Annotated in this window: 9 protein-coding genes; 6 read left to right on the top strand and 3 right to left on the bottom strand. The window is 73.2% G+C overall.

Features of this window, described 5'->3' with window-relative positions; all coding sequences use genetic code 11:
* Nucleotides 1–21 precede the first annotated feature (21 nt).
* Together cmdF and Vlu01_RS17825 are read right to left on the bottom strand one after the other, a co-directional pair.
* Complete coding sequence (gene cmdF, locus Vlu01_RS17830; RefSeq protein WP_204000830.1) at nt 22–1,632, bottom strand: tyrosine 2,3-aminomutase; 1,611 nt, start codon at nt 1,630–1,632, stop codon at nt 22–24.
* Entirely contained in the window at nt 1,625–4,471 is a 2,847-nt protein-coding gene (locus Vlu01_RS17825) for an AMP-binding protein (protein WP_204000828.1), read from the bottom strand. Before Vlu01_RS17825 ends, cmdF begins: the two co-directional genes overlap by 8 nt.
* A gap of 187 nt (nt 4,472–4,658) precedes the next feature.
* Between Vlu01_RS17825 and Vlu01_RS17820 the strand changes: the two genes are divergently transcribed.
* The 3 genes from Vlu01_RS17820 to Vlu01_RS17810 all read left to right on the top strand — a co-directional run bounded on the left by Vlu01_RS17820 (nt 4,659) and on the right by Vlu01_RS17810 (nt 6,711).
* Entirely contained in the window at nt 4,659–4,937 is a 279-nt protein-coding gene (locus Vlu01_RS17820) for a phosphopantetheine-binding protein (RefSeq protein WP_204000826.1), read from the top strand.
* A gap of 76 nt (nt 4,938–5,013) precedes the next feature.
* A complete protein-coding gene (locus tag Vlu01_RS17815) occupies nt 5,014–5,214 on the top strand; it encodes a hypothetical protein (protein ID WP_204000824.1) in 201 nt (66 codons plus the stop codon).
* Nucleotides 5,215–5,652: 438 nt separating this feature from the next.
* Nucleotides 5,653–6,711, top strand: coding sequence for an alpha/beta fold hydrolase (locus tag Vlu01_RS17810; RefSeq protein ID WP_204000822.1), 1,059 nt, complete (start codon nt 5,653–5,655; stop codon nt 6,709–6,711).
* A gap of 77 nt (nt 6,712–6,788) precedes the next feature.
* Here Vlu01_RS17810 and Vlu01_RS17805 read toward each other — a convergent pair whose 3' ends face one another.
* Nucleotides 6,789–8,618 (bottom strand): FAD-dependent monooxygenase, encoded by a 1,830-nt coding sequence (locus tag Vlu01_RS17805; RefSeq protein WP_204000820.1) that lies wholly within the window; start codon nt 8,616–8,618, stop codon nt 6,789–6,791.
* A 313-nt stretch (nt 8,619–8,931) separates the two neighbouring features.
* On the opposite strand from Vlu01_RS17805, the gene Vlu01_RS17800 reads away from it, so the two are divergent.
* The 3 genes from Vlu01_RS17800 to Vlu01_RS17790 all read left to right on the top strand — a co-directional run bounded on the left by Vlu01_RS17800 (nt 8,932) and on the right by Vlu01_RS17790 (nt 16,868).
* Entirely contained in the window at nt 8,932–9,978 is a 1,047-nt protein-coding gene (locus Vlu01_RS17800) for a methyltransferase (protein WP_204000818.1), read from the top strand.
* A 63-nt stretch (nt 9,979–10,041) separates the two neighbouring features.
* The gene (locus tag Vlu01_RS17795; RefSeq protein WP_204000816.1) at nt 10,042–15,219 is read left to right on the top strand and encodes a type I polyketide synthase; all 5,178 of its coding nucleotides are present in this window, start codon (nt 10,042–10,044) and stop codon (nt 15,217–15,219) included.
* Nucleotides 15,216–16,868 carry a (2,3-dihydroxybenzoyl)adenylate synthase gene (locus Vlu01_RS17790; protein ID WP_204000814.1) on the top strand — a complete coding sequence of 551 codons (1,653 nt, stop codon included), beginning with the start codon at nt 15,216–15,218 and terminating at the stop codon, nt 16,866–16,868. The genes Vlu01_RS17795 and Vlu01_RS17790 overlap by 4 nt, the downstream gene beginning before the upstream one ends.
* The last annotated feature ends 31 nt before the right edge of the window (nt 16,869–16,899 follow it).

Below are 16,899 nucleotides of genomic sequence, written 5' to 3'. Positions count from 1 at the left end.
GATTGCTCTGGTTCGTACGGGTCACCGCAGGACCACCCGGGCGCTCAGCACGGCGTCGAGTAGTTCGCCGCGGCTCAGCGCGGTCGCCACGGCGGCGAGGTCGTCGGCCATGTACCGGTCCTCGCGGAGGGTGGGTGCGAGGGAGCGGGTGAGGTCGTACGCGGCACGGCCGGCCGGGCCCAGTCCTTCGGCGCGGCCAGCCACATCGACCGCCTGGGCGGCGGCCAGCAACTCCACCGCCAGGATGGTGTCGTTGTTCGTGAGGACCCGGCGGGCGTTGCGGGCACTGATCAGGCCCATGCTCACGATGTCCTGGTTGTCGCCGTTGGAGGGGATGCTGTGGATGCTGGCCGGGCCGATCGTGCGGTTCTCCGCGACCAGCGCCGTGGCCGGGTACTGCGCGCCGGCGAAGCCGCTGTTGAGCCCCGGTTCGCCGAGCACCAGGAACTCCGGCAGGCCGTAGCTGAGATGTCGGTTGAGCAGCCGGTTCGTCCGCCGCTCGGAGAGCACTCCGAGCTGGGTCAACGCGATGGTCACGTAGTCCATCGCGAAGGCGACCGGTTGGCCGTGGAAGTTGGCCCCGTGGAAGACCTCTCCGCTGCCGAAGAAGAGTGGATTGTCGTTTGCCGAGTTCAGCTCGATCTCGACGGTCGCGCGGGCGTGGGCCAGGGTGTCCCGTACCGCGCCCAGTACCTGCGGGACCGCACGCAGCGAGTACGCCTTCTGCAGGTAGATTTCGGTGCGCTGGACCGCCTGCTCGTGCTGCCACTCCTCGGCGACCTGCTGGCGCAGGGCGGTGTGGGTGACGGCGAGCGTGCTGCCGTCGAGCAGGGCCCGCATGTTCGCCGCGGAGTCGATCTGGCCCGGGTGGGGACGGGCCAGATCGTGCCCCTCGGCCAGGAACGGACCGGTCGATCCGCGCAGGGTCTCGATCACCAGCGCGGCCACGATCTCGGCCTGACGGACCTGTTCGGCCGCCCGGCCGAGCACCAGGGCACCCAGCCCGGTCATCGCGGAGGTGCCGTTGATCAGGGCGAGACCTTCCTTGAAGCGCAGCTCCAGCGGCTCGATGCCGTACTCCCCCAGCACCCCGGCGGTCGGCACCGGCTGACCGTCGCGCAGCACGTAGCCCTCGCCGAGCAGGGTGCTGGCGATGTGTGACAACGGCGCCAGGTCACCGCTGGCGCCCAGCGAGCCGATCTCCGGGATGGCCGGGATGATGCCGAGGTTCAGGTACATCTCCAGCCGGGTGATCAGTTCCGAACGGACGGCGGAGTAGCCCTTGGCCAGGGCGTTGAGCCGGGCGACGAGGATCGCGCGAGCCTCCACCTCGGAGAAGTGCGGCCCGACTCCGGCGCTGTGGCTGCGGATCAGGTTCGTCTGGAGTTCCACCTCTTTGGGGTGGTCCACCAGCATGTAGATCATCTCGCCGTACCCGGTCGTCACGCCGTACACCGGCACGCCCTGCCGGACAATGTCCTCGAACCGCTGCCGGCTGGTCACCGCGCGGGCCAACGACGCCGCCGGCACCACGCAGGGCATTCCCCCTTCGGCCACCTGCCGGACCGCGTCCACGGTGAGTCCGGCACCGTCGAGGACCACCGGCGTCGCGCCGCTGTCGATGTCAGCCATGCTCTTCTTCCGTTCGTCGTGGGCGGCCGGCGGACCCGGCCCGTCCGGGGTCGTCGGCGACGGTGCGAGGATCGGGCAGCCGGGCCCGGTCGACCTTGCCGGCGGGGTTGCGGGGGATCCGGTCGAGCGGGACGAAGGAGGTGCGGTGGCTCACTGGCCCGTGGCGTCGGCGCAGCAGCCCGCGCAACTCCGGCACCACCACCGACAGCTCCACGCCTGCGCGCAGGGCCACGAAGGCGACCAGCCGGCTGACCAGGCCGTCCGGGTCGGTCACCGGCGCCACGGCGCAGTCGATGACATGTGGATGCTCGGCCAGCCCTTCCTGCACCGCCGCGAGTTCGAGCCGGTGACCGGCGAGTTTGACCTGGTGGTCACGGCGGCCGAGGTATTCCAGCTCGCCGTCGAGACGGCGGCGACCGAGGTCACCGGTGCGGTAGCAGCCGGCTGCCGGGTCGGCGGCCGGGGGCAGGCCCGGCAGCGGACGGAACGACGCGTCGTCGGGGCCGGCGCCGGCCCCGACCGGCAGGTATGCCGGGCCGGCGTAGCGGCTGCGGACCACGATCTCGCCGGGCACGCCGGCCGGGCAGTGACGGCCTCGCCCGTCGACGACCAGGACCTGCCGGCCGGGTATCGACCGGCCGATCGGGACGCGCTCACCGTGGACCGGTGCCACGATCTCGTAGACGCTGGCCGCGACCGTCTCGGTCGGGCCGTACAGGTTCCACAGTCGGACGCCGGTGAGCGCCTGGCGCAGTCGGTTCGCCACACCCGCGGCGAGAGCCTCCCCGATCAGGAACAGGTGAGCCAGCCGGTCCGGAACCCTGCCGTCCTTTTCGATCACGCCGACCAGTTCGCGGGCGAAGCTCGGCACCGTCTGCACCATCGTGATGCCCTCGCGGTCCAGCCAGTGGACGAAGCGCTCCGGGTGCACGCGTACCCGCTGCGGCACCGGGACCAGGGTCGCGCCGGAGGTGAGCGCCGCGAAGACCTCGCACAGCGCCGGGTCGTGTGTGATGGCCGCCCACTGCGCGACGCGGGATCCCGGTCGCAGTTGCGCGGTGCGCCCCAACCAGAGGGCGAACTGCGCCAGGGCCGCGTGGGTCTGCACCACCCCCTTCGGCCGCCCGGTCGACCCGGCGGTGAACGCGACGTAGGCCGCCGACGTCGGCGCGGCAGGGGATGGTGTGGGCGGTGAGGCGGGCGGGAGTGGCTCCGACCCGGTCGTGAGCACCAGCCCACCTCGGGCGATGCGGAACCATTCGGCCAACGGTTCGCCGGTTGCGGCGTCGCCGAGGAGCAGGACGGCGGGGCTCAGGTCGCCCAGGAGCGTCTGGACCCGGTCCCCCGCGTCGGCCGGGTCCAGCCAGGTGATGTGGCCACCGGCGTAGAGCACGGCCAGCGAGGCCCGTACCAGCGCCGGTCCCATCGGCAGGCGCAGCGCCACCGGGCGGCCGGCGACCGGAACCTGGGCGGTCAGCCAGGCAGCCAGCGCCGACGCCTCGGCGGTCAGCTCCGCGTACGTCAGGTTGCCGGTCTCGCCGCGGACGGCCACCGCGTCGGGAAAGCGGTCCCGGCACCGGTGGATCAGCTCGGTCACCGGCCGGGGCGTCGGCACCGCTGTGGCGTCGGCGGCGTGGAGCGTCGCGGCCCGGTGCGCCGCGTCCTCCAGCGGTAGCTCGGCGAGCGGGAGGTCAGGGTCGCGCAGCGCCACGGTCAGCAGGGTCCGCAGTTGCCTGAGGAAGCCCATGATCCAGCGACGGCCGATCCGGTCGGCGGGGGACGCGAGCGTGCCGGCGAGGGTCCCGATGGTGGGCTCGACGGTGAGGAGCAGGTCGACGGGAAGCGCCCGAACCGGGGACGGCAGCGCCAGCACCTCGGTGCCGGCCAGCCGCAGCGGGGCCGGCACCGCGACGGCGAGCACGGTGGCGCGCGGCCCGCCGCCGAGGTCCGGGTCACCGGCGCGGACCAGCCACCGCAACGGCGGCGGCCGGTGTCGCCGGACGTCGTGCCGGCGGCGCGCCATGCACCGCAGGTACGCCCGGAAGGTCTGCGCGTCGCCGACCCGCCCGTCGACCGGCGACAGGGTGGTCAACGGGCCGACGACGTGTTGCTGTCCCGGCTGCCTCAGGTCCTCCGCAACGGCGATGGGTCCGTCGTCGTCCTCGCGGTGCCGGGCCAGCACGACGTGGCAGGCGCTCAGCAGCACGGTGTCGACGGTGGTGCCCTCCCGCAGGGCGAGGTCCCGGACGGCCCGCCCGAGGTCCGGCCTCCAGTCGAAGGCCACCTCGCCGGCGGTGGCGAGCACGCCGGCGTCCGGTGCTGGGGTGGGCGGGAGCGTGGCGGCACGGACCGGCGCGATCGCAGCGGCCTCGCGGTACGCCGTCGAGAGATCGGCGGCCAGGGCCGACATCGAGGTGGGGTCCGCCACGGCCAGGTGTGCGCGGAGCACGACGCGGTGGTGTCGGACGGTGACCGGGTACACGGTCAGCTGCGCGAGCGGGCCGGTGCCGAGGTCGGCGGGGGCGGTTGGGGCGGTTGGGGCGGCCTCATGCCCGTGCACCGCGAAGGAGTCGGGGTGCGGTCCGGGCGACGAGACGGGCACGCCGTCCACTGTCTGCGGTGCCGGGTGCAGCGCCGCGTGCCGGTCGAGCACCAGTTGCCAAGCGGCCCGCAGGGCGTCGAGATCGAGCGGACCGCTGACCCAGTACGACCTGGACAGGACCGGCGGGGTGTCCGGGCGCAGCCGGTCGAGCATCCGGACCGCCTTCCGCACCTCGGCGGCGACCGGGTCCAGGTCGATGATCGGCACCGGCTGCGGCGCGGGGACGTGGATCGTCACGCAGCAAGTCTCGGCAAGCGCCGCCGGGCGGGCATCTCTCGACGTGCGCGGCGGTGACCGCTGCTGGCCGGGGTTGGTCCGAGGAGGCGGCCCGGTCTTCCGGAGTGCGCATTCGCAGAGATGCCCGCCACTGCCGGCGCCCCGCACGATGAGGACAGAGCCGAGCGCGTGCTGGAAGAGAGTGCCGATGAACGAGATTCCGGGGGCCACCCCGACCGCACTGGACGTCCCCGAGCTGCGCCGCCGGGTCGGTGCCATCTGGCGGGACGTGCTCGGCGTCCGGGACGACGCGCCGATCGACGCCACCTTCCTCGACCTGCAGGGCCAGTCGATCTCCGCCGTCCGCATCACCGGGCGGATCGAGGAGGAGCTCGGCATCGAGGTCGACGTCGAGGTCCTGTTCGAGGACCCGGACCTGGCGACCTTCGTGGACCTGGTCATCGCGAGCGCCCGGGGCGGTCACTAGTGCGGTGGCCGCGCACTAGCCGACGCCGGTCCCGGGCCCGCCTGGGCCGGCGTCGCACCGGAAGGAGGAGCGGGTAATGCTGTCCATCAGGCTGTACGACATCGCGACCGGCCATGTCCAGACACTCACCGAGGTGATCGACCTGGCCAGTGCCGACCGGTGGCTCACCCAGTTCGCCGCCGGCGGCATCGGCACCAACGACGTCGTGTACGTCGTGGAGTCGGCGCAGCCGGCCACGGCGGGCCGACCGGGCGTGAGCTGCCCGGTCGCGGCCTGACCGGCCACCGATCCGCCGGGCAGGAGCGGTTGCCTTTCCGCAGACGTACGCCCCGACCGAAATTCATCGGTCGGGGCGTAGTTTCGTTCCCGTGATCGTGACATCGAGCCGGTAGGTCATCGACGGGTGCACGTATAGATCATTGATGATGATCTCGTCACGTACCTAAGATCAACCACATCGGCGGGAATCGGTCACGTTAGAGCGACCGGCAGTAGGGCGGTGGAGGCGAGGCGGGTCCTGGCCGAGGGTGGCAAGGCGGAGGAGGAGGCCATGCCGGTGTTGCATGGCCGACGACGACAACGCCGCCAGCCGAAGTGCCAGGGCGCGCCGCAGCCCCGCCAGCCCTATTGCCGGTCGCTCTTAGGACCATTTTCTGGTCTTCGTGACGCAGCGCGGACACTCCCGCATCAATCGACGACCAGCGAAAGGGCCACCATGACTCTGTCCGTACTGCGGCGTGGACGACGCAACGACGACGGTGGCGGCGGCCCGGCCGGCCGGAGAAGGTCACTCGGGCGCCGGGCGGTCGCCGCCGTCGCCGCCGCCGCGACGGTGCTCGTCCTCGGGGCGTCCTCCTCCTCGGCCGCCGACCCGTACGTCGAGCCGCTGACGGGCAGGGCGGTCTTCGATCCGTCCTTCCGGCACGGCACCGTGGGCGTCGACGGCGGCCGGCTGCACTACGTCACCGGCGGCTCCGGCCCGGTCCTGGTGCTGCTGCACGGCTGGCCGCAGACCTGGTGGGCCTGGCACGACGTGATGCCGGCCCTGGCCCGCAACCACACCGTCGTGGCGTTCGACCTGCCCGGCCTCGGCGACTCCAGCCACTTCATCGACGGGTACGACAAGGTGACCACCGCGCACCGCATCCGCCAGGCGGTGCGCGCCCTCGGGCACCGGCAGGTGTCGATCCTGGCGCACGACGTCGGAGTCCTGGTCGCGTATCCGTACGCCCGCGAGTTTCCCGCCGAGGTTTCCCGGATCGCGGTGCTCGACTCGACGCTCTCCGGCTTCGGCCTCGAGGATGCCTACACGTTGAGCTTCCACTTCCTGTTCAACGCGGCGCCCGCGCCGATCCCCGAGCGGATCCTCGACAACGACGACGTCCCCACCTACCTGGGGATGATCTTCGACTTCAGCGTCAACACGGAAGCCATCGACCGGAGCGTCTACTACCGCTACTACCGGGACCCCGCCGACCGTACCGCCGGCTACAACTACTACCGCGCGTACGCCGGTGACGCCGAGAACAACCAGGCCAACGCCCACCGACGGTTGCCGATGCCGGTGCTGGCGATGGGCGCCGCGGCGACGTTCGGACCGGCGGTCGCGGCGTCGTTCCGGCAGGTGGCCGACGACGTACGGGAGGTCGTCGCGCCCGACTCAGGCCACTTCATCCCGGAGGAGAACCCGCGTTTCCTGGTCTCCTGCGTCAACCTCTTCACCGGCGCGACGGTCACCCCGTCGACCCCGGAACTGGCCAACTGCGCCGCCTGATCCTTCGGCTGCACCGGCAACGTCCGGCCGCCGCGCGTACCGCGTACGGCGGCCGGACGGGTGCTGCGGCGGTCGTCTCACGCCTCGTCCAGCAGGGCGGGCGCGGCGAGGTCCGACGCCGGGTACGGCCACTGCGCGACCAGGTCCAGCCGCGCCGAGACGAGGGCCAGATGGATCCGCGCCGGCCAGGCGTCGACGGCGGCGTCCCGGCACAGGTCGCTCGACCAGTCAGCCGGCACGCAGCCGGCGACCACCAGGCCCAGCTCCGTTCGGATCCGACCGCCGAGTTCCACGGCACGATCCCACCAGCCAGGCGCACCGGGCAGCAGCAGCACGCCGTGGACCCCACGGCGTTGGCACCCGGCCAGCTCGCGCAGTGTCTCGTCGGCGGTCCACGGATCGGCTGTCGATCGGGCGACGAACCGCAGCGGGTGTCGCCCCGGGGCCAGCAGCCGACCCTCGGTGCCCGGGGCCCAGCCGGTGCCCGCCGGGCGGGCGGGGCACGGCCACGGCTCCAGCCACCCGGCGGGGGTGGGACGCGGTCCGTCCCACCTGGGCGCTGCGGGGTGGGGCCCGCCAACGCCGACCAGCCGGTGGGGTAGGCGCAGCCCGGGCACGGTGAACGGCTCGGCGACCGCGTTGCGGCCGGTGGTCGATGCCGGCGGTGTGGCCGCAGCGACACGATCGGCCGCGCAGCCGCTGGCGGTCGCGCCGTCCGCGACCGGGGTTCCGCCGGATTCAGCGGCGACGGCCTGCCGGAACGCCGTCTCCGCCGCGTCGACCGGGGCTGGGCAACGTCGCCGCAGGCCGAGGTAGCTGAGCGCGGTCGTACGGGTGATGAAGTGCAGGCCGAACTGCGCCGCCGGCAGCTGCATCCGCCGCCCGTAGGTCTCCCACCACCGCATGCTGGGCGCCGCCAGGCGCTGCACGCGCGCCGCGGCGGGCCGGCGTTGACGCTCGTACGCGGCGAAGGAGTCGGCCACGGTGTCCTGTCGGTGCAACGCCGCCGCCAGGGCCAGCGCGTCGGCGAGCGCCATCGAGGTGCCCGACGCGACAGTGAAGTGTGCGGTGTGCGCGGCGTCGCCGATCAACACGACGTTCTCGTCCGACCAGCGCCGGTTCGTCACCACTGGGAACCGGGACCACCGGCTGCGGTCGGCGAACAGTGGAGCGCCCAGTTGCTCGGCGAAGACGTCGTCGAGCAGAGCCAACCCGGCCGGGCCGATCTCGCCGGGCACCGTGCCGGCGTGGCGTGGCTGGTCGAGACCGGCCCGGCGCCAGGTGTCCTCGTCCATCTCGACCACCACGGTGCTCGGGCCGGCGCCGCAGGAGTAGGCGTGGGCGGCCATCGGTCCGTGCTCGGTGGGCACGAAGAACATCGTCGCGGCGTCACCGAGGTCGGCGTCGGTACCGAGCCAGATGTAGCGGGCGAGGCCGGTGCGGACGGTGGTGCCGAACGCCGCCGCCCGCGCTGTACGGTTCGTCGAGCGGGCCCCGTCGGCGAGGACGGTCACATCGGCGTCGAGATCGGCGGCGCGTACGTCGCATCCGTGGTGCACACGCACTCCGGCCTGGCGCGCCTGCTCGCTCAGTACGGCCAGCAGGGATGCGCGGGAGATGGTGGCGACCGGGAAGTTGTCGTAGCGCAGCCGCCGGTCAGGCAGCCGCAGCTCGATGCCGGACAGCGGCCGGGCGGCCTGCCCGATCCGCTCGGCGACCACCCGGTCGCCGGCCGAGAGCTGCCGCATCGTCTTCTCGGACAGGGCGATGCCGAAGCCGCCGGTGTCACCGGGAGCGGCACGCTCGTACACGTCGACTGCCGTCGCGCGTGTCGTGAGGCCGAGCAGCCGGCCGAGGAAGAGTCCGGCCGGGCCGGCACCGATTATCGCCACCCGCCGCGCGCCCATGTCCCTCCACACCGCCGTCCTCAGCGGCCGGGCCGCATCCCCTTCCCGCAACAGACGCGGCCCGGCCTTGTGTTCGATGCTGGCACCGTCGAGGGGGCGAGCACACCTTCCGTCGTGCGCTGACCCGGACACCGCCTCATGCGCAGCCGGCCGGACACCGCCGTAGGCCTGGCCGGCCCGACGCCGCCCTCAGGAGGCGCACTCACGGAGGTGCCCGGCGAGCACCGTCGCGACCACGATCGGTGCGTCCCCGCAGCCGCCACACCACCGGGAGGTCCGGTCGGACCGTCCGGCTCGGGCGGGAAGGAGAACCATGGGCACCGACCGGCACGTGGCGGTTTCGGAATCCGACTACCTCCGGCTGCTGGCCCACGGCACCACCGCGTTCGAGCTGCTCCGTACGGCCCTGGAGCTGGGGATCTTCGAACACCTGGAGCACTACGGTGGGATGGATCCCCCGCGGTTGGCGCAGGCGCTGGGCATCGAGGCCCAGCCGGCCCGCGTCATGCTGCTCGGACTCTGCGCGCTGCGGCTGGTCGACAAGCGCGGCGACGCGTACGTCAACGCCGGGATGACCCGCCGCAAGCTGCTGCGTTCCGGCCCGCGTTACCTCGGCCCACTTGTCGATGTGCAGGCCAAGGTGATTAACCAGGCGCTGCCCGACCTGGCGGAGTCCGTCCGCCAGGGCACCAACATCGGACTGCGGCACCTCGACGGCCCCGGATCCACTCTCTACGAACGGCTCACCGCCCATCCGGAGCTGCAACGGGTCTTCTACGCGAACATGAGGGACGCCTCGCGCAAGGCGATCGGTCCGCTGTTGGACCGTTACGACCTCAGCGGTGTCCGGCAAGCGGTCGACGTCGGTGGCGGCGACGGGACGAACGCCATCCACCTCGCCCGGCGCTACCCGGGCCTCACGGTCACCGTCTTCGACCAGGAGAGCGTCACCCAGCTCGCCGCCGATCGTGTGGACGATCCGGACCTGCGGCGACGCGTGCGCTTCCACGCGGGCGACATCATGACCGAGCCACTACCCGAGGGCGCCGACGCCGTCCTCGTCTTCCACATCTTCGAGATCTGGTCCCGGGAGCGGAACACGGAGTTGCTGCGCCGGTGCCGGGCCGCGTTGCCGGACGGCGGGGTCTGCCTCGTCTACAACTTCGTCTCGGACGACAGGGGCACCGGTCCGATGAGTGCCGGGTTGGTGTCCCCCTACTTTCTCGCCCTCGCCTCGGGCGAGGGGATGGCCTACTCCGCCGCCGACATGGAACAGGCGGTCCTCGACGCCGGCTTCTCCGAGGTCGAGCGGTACGAGGACATGGGATTCAGCCACGCGCTCGTCGTCGGCCGCCGATAGGCGCCGCCTGGGCCGCACCTGACCGCCGCGTCCGGTGCCCTCGCCACGCGTCAAGGAGCTGTTATGACCTCGTCCGAACCCATCGCCATCGTGGGGATGGCCTGCCGGTTCGCCGGTGACGTCGATTCGCCCGAGACGTTCTGGGCGTTGTTGCGCGACGGCCGGGACACCGTCGGGGAGATCCCCGACGACCGCTGGAGTTGGTACGCCCGGCAGAGCCCAGAGCATGCGGAGGCGGTGGGCGGGGCAACTCGGCACGGCTCCTTTCTCAGCGACATCGCCGGCTTCGACGCCGACTTCTTCGACATCACTCCCCGGGAGGCGGCCCTGCTCGACCCCCAGCAACGGATCGTGCTGGAGCTGGCCTGGGAGGCGCTGGAACACGCCGGGATACCACCGAGAGGGCTGGCTGGCGGCGACGCCGGCGTCTTCATGGGGGTCGGCACGGACGACTACGGCCGTCGGCTGCTGGAGGACCTGCCTCGCGTCGAGGCGTGGACCGGGATCGGTGGTGCGTACTGTGCGGTGGCCAACCGGGTGTCGTACGTGCTGGACCTGCACGGACCCAGCATGACCGTGGACACCGCCTGCTCCTCCTCACTGGTCGCCATCCACCTGGCGGCGCAGGCGCTGCGCGCCGGCGAGTGCGACCTCGCCCTGGCCGGCGGCGTGCTGGTGATGGCCGCCCCCGGCCTCACCCTGGTCCTTGATGCGGCGGGAGCGACCGCGCCGGACGGGCGCTGCAAGTCCTTCGACGCCGGCGCCGACGGCTACGGCCGGGGCGAGGGCGGCGGCGTGGTGGTGCTCAAGCGCCTCGTCGAGGCCCACCGCGACGGCGACCGGATCCTGGCCGTGCTCCGCGGTAGCGCCGTCCGCCAGGACGGGCGGACCAACGGCATCATGGCCCCGAACGGGCGCGCGCAGGCCGAGCTGATGCGCCGCGCGTGCCGCGACGCCGACATCGACCCGAGCACCGTCGACTACGTCGAGGCGCACGGCACCGGGACTCCGGTCGGCGACCCGCTGGAGGCGGGCGCGCTCGCGGCGGTCTACGGGGTGGGGCGGCCTCCCGCCCGTCCGCTGCTGATCGGCTCGGTGAAACCGAACATCGGCCACCTGGAGGCCGGCGCGGGCGTGGCCGGTGTGATCAAGACGGTCCTCGCTCTCCGGCACGACCTGCTTCCGCCGAGTCTGCGGGTCACCCAGCCCAACCCGGCGGTGGACTGGGAATCGTCCCGGATGCGGGTGGTCCGGGAGGGAACGCCCTGGCCCCGGGGGGACAGCCCCCGGCGGGCGGCGATCTCCGGCTACGGGTACGGCGGGACCATCGCGCACCTCGTCGTCGAGGAGCCCGATCCGGTGCCGCGCCGGCCGCACCGACCCGGGCCAGACGGGCCCCGGCTGTACCCGCTGTCGGGCGTGTCCCCCACCGCGCTGCGGCAGTACGCCGACCGCCTCGCCACCCGCCTCGAAGCGGATCCGGACCTGGCCGCCACCGATGTGGGTCACACCCTCGCCCGACGCCGCAGCCACCTGCCCTACCGCGCTGCCGTCGTCGCCGCCGGCCGGGCCGAGCTGATCGACCGGCTCCGGGAGCACGCGGCGACCGGACGCGGCGGTGCCGCGGATGCCGCGCCGGCCGGGGAGCGGGAGATGGTCTGGGTCTTCTCCGGGCACGGCTCGCACTGGACGGGGCTCGGCCGGGACCTGATCGACGACACCCCCGCGTTCGCCGACGTGTTCGACCGGCTCGATCCGATCTTCCTGACGGAGGCGGGTTGGTCGGCGCGGTCGGCACTGTTCGACGACCGGACCCAGCCGGTGGACGTGGTACAACCGATGATCTTCGCTGTCCAGGTCGCGCTCGCCGCCACCTGGCGGTCGCTCGGGCTGCGCCCCGCCGCCGTGATCGGCCACTCCGTCGGCGAGATCGCGGCGGCGGTGACCGCCGGAATGCTCACCCTCGACCAGGGCGCCCGGCTCGTCTGCCGCCGGTCCGCGCTGCTGCGCGATGTCGCCGGGGCCGGCGCGATGGTGATCGTCGACATCGACGCCGGCGAGGCGCAGCGGCGGCTGCGGGGGCGCTCCGACGTGGTCGTGGCGATCACCGCCTCCCCCCACGCCTGTGTGCTCTCCGGCGACGTGGCGGCGATCGCCGAGGTCGCCGCGCGGTGGCGGGCCGATGGGACGCGGGTGCGGACGGTCAACTCCGACGTGGCGTTCCACAGCCCGCAGATGGACCCGCTGCTGGACGGGTTGCGGCGCGCGGCTGCCGACCTGCCGCCCACCGACGCCCACACACCGGTGTACACGACCGCGCTCGCGGACCCTCGCTCGACCGCACCGCGGGACGGGGATTACTGGGCGCGGAACCTGCGCGGCGTCGTCCGCTTCGCCCAGGCGGTGACGGCCGCCGCCGAGGACGGTCACCGGCTCTTCCTGGAGGTGTCCGGACATCCGATCGTGGCCCACTCGATCGACGACACGCTGGCTGCTCGGTCGCTGACCGACACCCGGGTGGCGTACTCGCTGCGCCGGGGTTGCGCCGGGCGCGAGACGCTGCTGACCGGTCTCGGTGATCTCTACCGGCACGGTGCGGCGGTGGACTGGTCGGCGCTGTGGCCCGACGGCGACCTGGCGGATCTGCCCACCCCGGCGTGGCAGCGCCGCCGGCACTGGGCGGCGGAGCCGTCGCCACCGGCCGGCGCGACCGGTACCCGCCACGACCGGGCCGGCCACACGCTGCTCGGCGGGCGGATGGTGGTGCGGGGTGCCTGCCCCGTCGATGTCTGGCTGACGCGCCTGGATCACCGGAACCGCCCGTACCCCGGCGAGCACCCGGTCCGCGGCGTCGAGATCGTGCCCGCCGCTGTGCTGCTCAACACCTTCCTCGCCGCCGCGTCCACCGGACGGGGCTGGTTCGACCTGGTGGACGTCGCCCTGCGGACACCGGTCAGTGTGACCCGGCCCCGGGAGGTCCAGGTCGTCCGTCAAGGCGAGGACCTGCGACTGAACTCCCGTGTACCGGGCGACGACCCGGACGAGCACGCCGGCTGGGTGACACACACCGTCGCCGCCGCCGACCCGCACGCCGGCCTGTCGGCACGCGCCGACGCGCCCGCCACGGTCACCGACGTGCTGGACGAGAACCACGTCGTCGACCGGTTGGCCACCCTCGGCGTGGCCGCGATGGGCTTTCCCTGGGTCGTCCACCACCTCGGCCGCACCGCGGACGGTCTGGTCGCCGACGTCGAGGCCGACACCGACGCCCCGGGTGGCCACAGCTGGGCGCCGATCCTGGACGCCGCGTTGTCGATTGCGTCGGTGGTCTTCGCCGGCCCGGACGTGCTGCGGATGCCGGCGCACATCGCGCGGGTCACGCTGTCTCCGGCGGCGGTCGCCCGTGCCCGGCTCACCGTCCACCGTCGCGCCGAGGACCTCGTCGATGTGGAGCTGGTCAACGCCTACGACGAGGTGGTCGGCCGGCTCACCGGCCTCCGTTACGGACTGCTCGACCGGGACGTGGCACAGCTCGACGACCGGACGCCGCTGGTGTACGACACCGCCTGGCGACCAGCGCCGCACCTGCCCGGCGACCTGCCGGACGGGGTGGTTCTGGTCGGACCACCGACCCCGCTCGCCGACGGGCTGACGGCCCGGATGAACGAGCGGGAGGTGCCGTGCCGACAGGTCACCGACCCGGACCAGATCGCCGCCGATGAACTGCTCGACGGCCGGGCGGTCGTGGTGGTGCCCGCCGAGGCCGGCACCGACGACGTGTCCGACCTGGTTACCGCGAACGCCTGGCTGCTGGCCCGGACCGCGCAACGGGTCACGGCCGGCCGGGGCGCCCGCCTGTGGTGCGTGACACGGGGTGTCCGCACCGGCATCCGGCGCGAGTCGCTCGGCCACTGGGCGCTCTGGGGACTGGGCCGGATCATCGGCGGCGAGCGACCCGAGACCTGGGGTGGCATCGTCGATGTCGGCGACGACGGACGCGACCTGTCCACCCTCGTCACCCTCGTCGGCACCAGCCACCGCGAGGACGTGGTGGCGGTCCGCGACGGGGATGCGTTGATCCCACGGCTGCGGGCGGTCACGGAAGTCCCTGCGGCGCCGCCGCTGTCGTGCCGGCCCGACGGCACGTACCTGATCAGCGGTGGGCTGGGCACGCTCGGGCTGGAGGTGGCGGCGTGGCTGGCCGCGCGCGGTGCCCGCCGGATCGTCCTGGCCGGACGGCGCGGCCTGCCGACGCGCGAGACGTGGGACCGGCTCACCGACCCGGGGCAGCGGTCGGCCGTGCGGACCATCCGGGCACTGGAGCGGTTCGGGGTGACGGTCGCCGTCGCACGCCTCGACATCGCCGACCCGGACCAGGCCGCCCGACTGCTGCGGACCGCCACCCACGGACTGCCGCCGGTACGCGGGGTGGTGCACGCCGCGGGCGTCCTGGACGACCGGACCCTCGACACGCTCGACGAGCCCTCGCTGCGGCAGGTGCTCCGACCCAAGGTCGCCGCGATGACCCTGCACACGCTCTTCCCGCCGGGCAGCACCGACTTCTTCGTGCTCTTCTCCTCGGCCGGCCAACTCCTCGGCCTGCCCGGCCAGGCCAGCTACGCGGCGGGCAACTCCTTCCTGGACGGTCTCGCCCGGTACCGGCGCGCGGCTGGCGACGCCGGCACGCGAAGTATCCGCTGGACCTCCTGGCGGGGACTCGGCATGTCCACCTCCAGCGCGGTCATCAACGCCGAACTGGCCGCGCGGGGCACCGGGGACGTCAGCACGGCCGAGGCGTTCTCCGCCTGGGAAGAGGCGCACCGGCACGACCTGGGCGAGCCGGTCGTACTGCGGGTGCTGCCGGAGACGGCCGGCGGTCGTCGCCCGCCGCTGCTCAGCGAGCTGGACCCGGCAACGGGGACGGACCTCGCACCGGACGACAGTGACCCGCCGTGGGCCGGGCTGGACGTCGCCGCGCTCCGCGCCCACCTGCGGGAGCGGATCAGCGCGCAGGTCGCCGACGAGACGCGACTGCCCGGCAGCGAGATCGACCCGCATCGCCCGCTGTCGGAGATGGGGCTGGACTCGGTGATGACGACGCGGATCCGGGCCGCCCTGGAACGGCAGTTCCGACTTCCGCTGCCGACCACCCTGCTGTGGGACCGGCCGACTGTCGAGGGCGTGGCGGAGTACCTCGCCAGCCATTTGACAAGCAGCACCGACCCGAGGAGCACGCGATGACCACCGACGACGGGCTGGTGACCTGGCCGGAGGATCTGGCGTACGCCTACCGGACGGCGGAGTGCTGGCGCGGCCGCCCGCTCGGTGACTACCTGTGGGAGTGGGCGGACCGGTGGGGTGAGCAGGTCGCGGTGGTTGACGGCGACCGCCGACTCACCTACCGGGAGTTGGCCGAGCTGGCCGACGGACTGGCCGAGCACCTGAGCGAGAACGGGCTGCGCCGGGGCCACCGGGTCCTGCTGCAGCTGCCGAACTGCTGGGAGTTCGTGGTCGTCACGCTCGCCTGCTTCCGGCTGGGCGTGGCCCCGGTGATGATGCTGCCGCAACACCGCGAGCACGAACTGTCCGCGATCGCCGCCCACGTCGGGGTCCGGGCGCTGATCGTGCCGGACCGTTGGCGCGACTACGACCACCAGGCGCTCGCCTACCGGGTGGCGGCCGGGCTGCCCGGTCCGACACCCGTCTTCGTGTTCGGCGAGGGCACCCGCGCCCCGGGGCGCGACGGGCGGGACCTGCTGCGCGCCGATGGCGACGTCGAGGCGCGACGCCGCCGGCTGGACGCGCTCGCCCCGGCCGGAGACGACGTGGCGCTGTTCCTGCTCTCCGGCGGCACCACCGCCGTACCGAAGGTCATCGCCCGCACCCACAACGACTACGAGTACAACATCCGGCGCTGCGCCGACGTGTGCCGGTTCGGGCGGGACACCGTCTACCTGGCGGTGCTACCGATCGGGCACAACTTCCCGCTGGCGAATCCGGGGGTGCTGGGAACGCTCTACAGCGGCGGTCGGGTGGTCCTGCTGCCGTCGCCCCGCCCGGGCCCGGCGTTCGCGGCCGTCGAGACGGAGCGGGTCACCACGACCTCGCTGGTCCCGGCGGTCGCGATCACCTGGACGGTGGCGGCCACCGACTGCGGGCGGGACCTGTCCAGCCTGCAGCAGGTCCACGTCGGCGGGGCCATGTTCGCCCCCGAGCTCGCCGCGGCGCTCGGCCCCGCCCTCGGGTGCGAGGTGCAGCAGGTCTACGGCATGGCGGAGGGGCTGGTCTGCTACACACCGGTCGGCGCGCCGCCCGAAGTCGCGCACCGCACGCAGGGTCGACCGCTCAGCCCGTTCGACGAGTTGCTGGTGGTGGAGCCGGGCACGGAACGGCCGGTTGCGGCGGGCACCATCGGCGAGTTGCTCACCCGTGGCCCGTACACCCCGCGCGGCTACTACCGGGCGCCGGAGCAGAACGCCCTCTCCTACACCGCTGCCGGCTGGTACCGCACCGGCGACCTGGTCCGACTCACCGACGGCGGCGACGTCGTCGTCTGCGGGCGGATCAAGGAACTGATCAACCGGGCGGGCGAGAAGATCTCCGCCGGTGAGATCGAGATGCTGGCGCAGGAGCTACCGGAGATCGCCGAGGCGGCGGCCGTGGCGATGCCCGATCCTGCGGTCGGGGAACGGCTCTGTCTCTTCGTCCAGCTGCATCCCGGGCGCGGGTTGACGCTGCGCCGACTGGCCGCGGCACTGACCGCGCGCGGCCTCGCGGCGTTCAAGGTGCCGGAGCGTCTCGTGGTGTTGGACGAGCTGCCGCACACCCCGGTCGGCAAACCGGACAAGAAGGCGCTACGGCTGACGCTGATGCCCGGGGTGGATCGCTGAAGTTATTCTCCCCGGACCGCTTATCCGGCGG

Origin of the sequence: Micromonospora lutea (genome assembly GCF_016863535.1) — a bacterium.
Classification (GTDB): domain Bacteria; phylum Actinomycetota; class Actinomycetes; order Mycobacteriales; family Micromonosporaceae; genus Micromonospora; species Micromonospora lutea.
The sequence above is the reverse complement of the archived record's forward strand: the minus strand, read 5'-3'. Positions and strand labels throughout refer to the sequence as shown.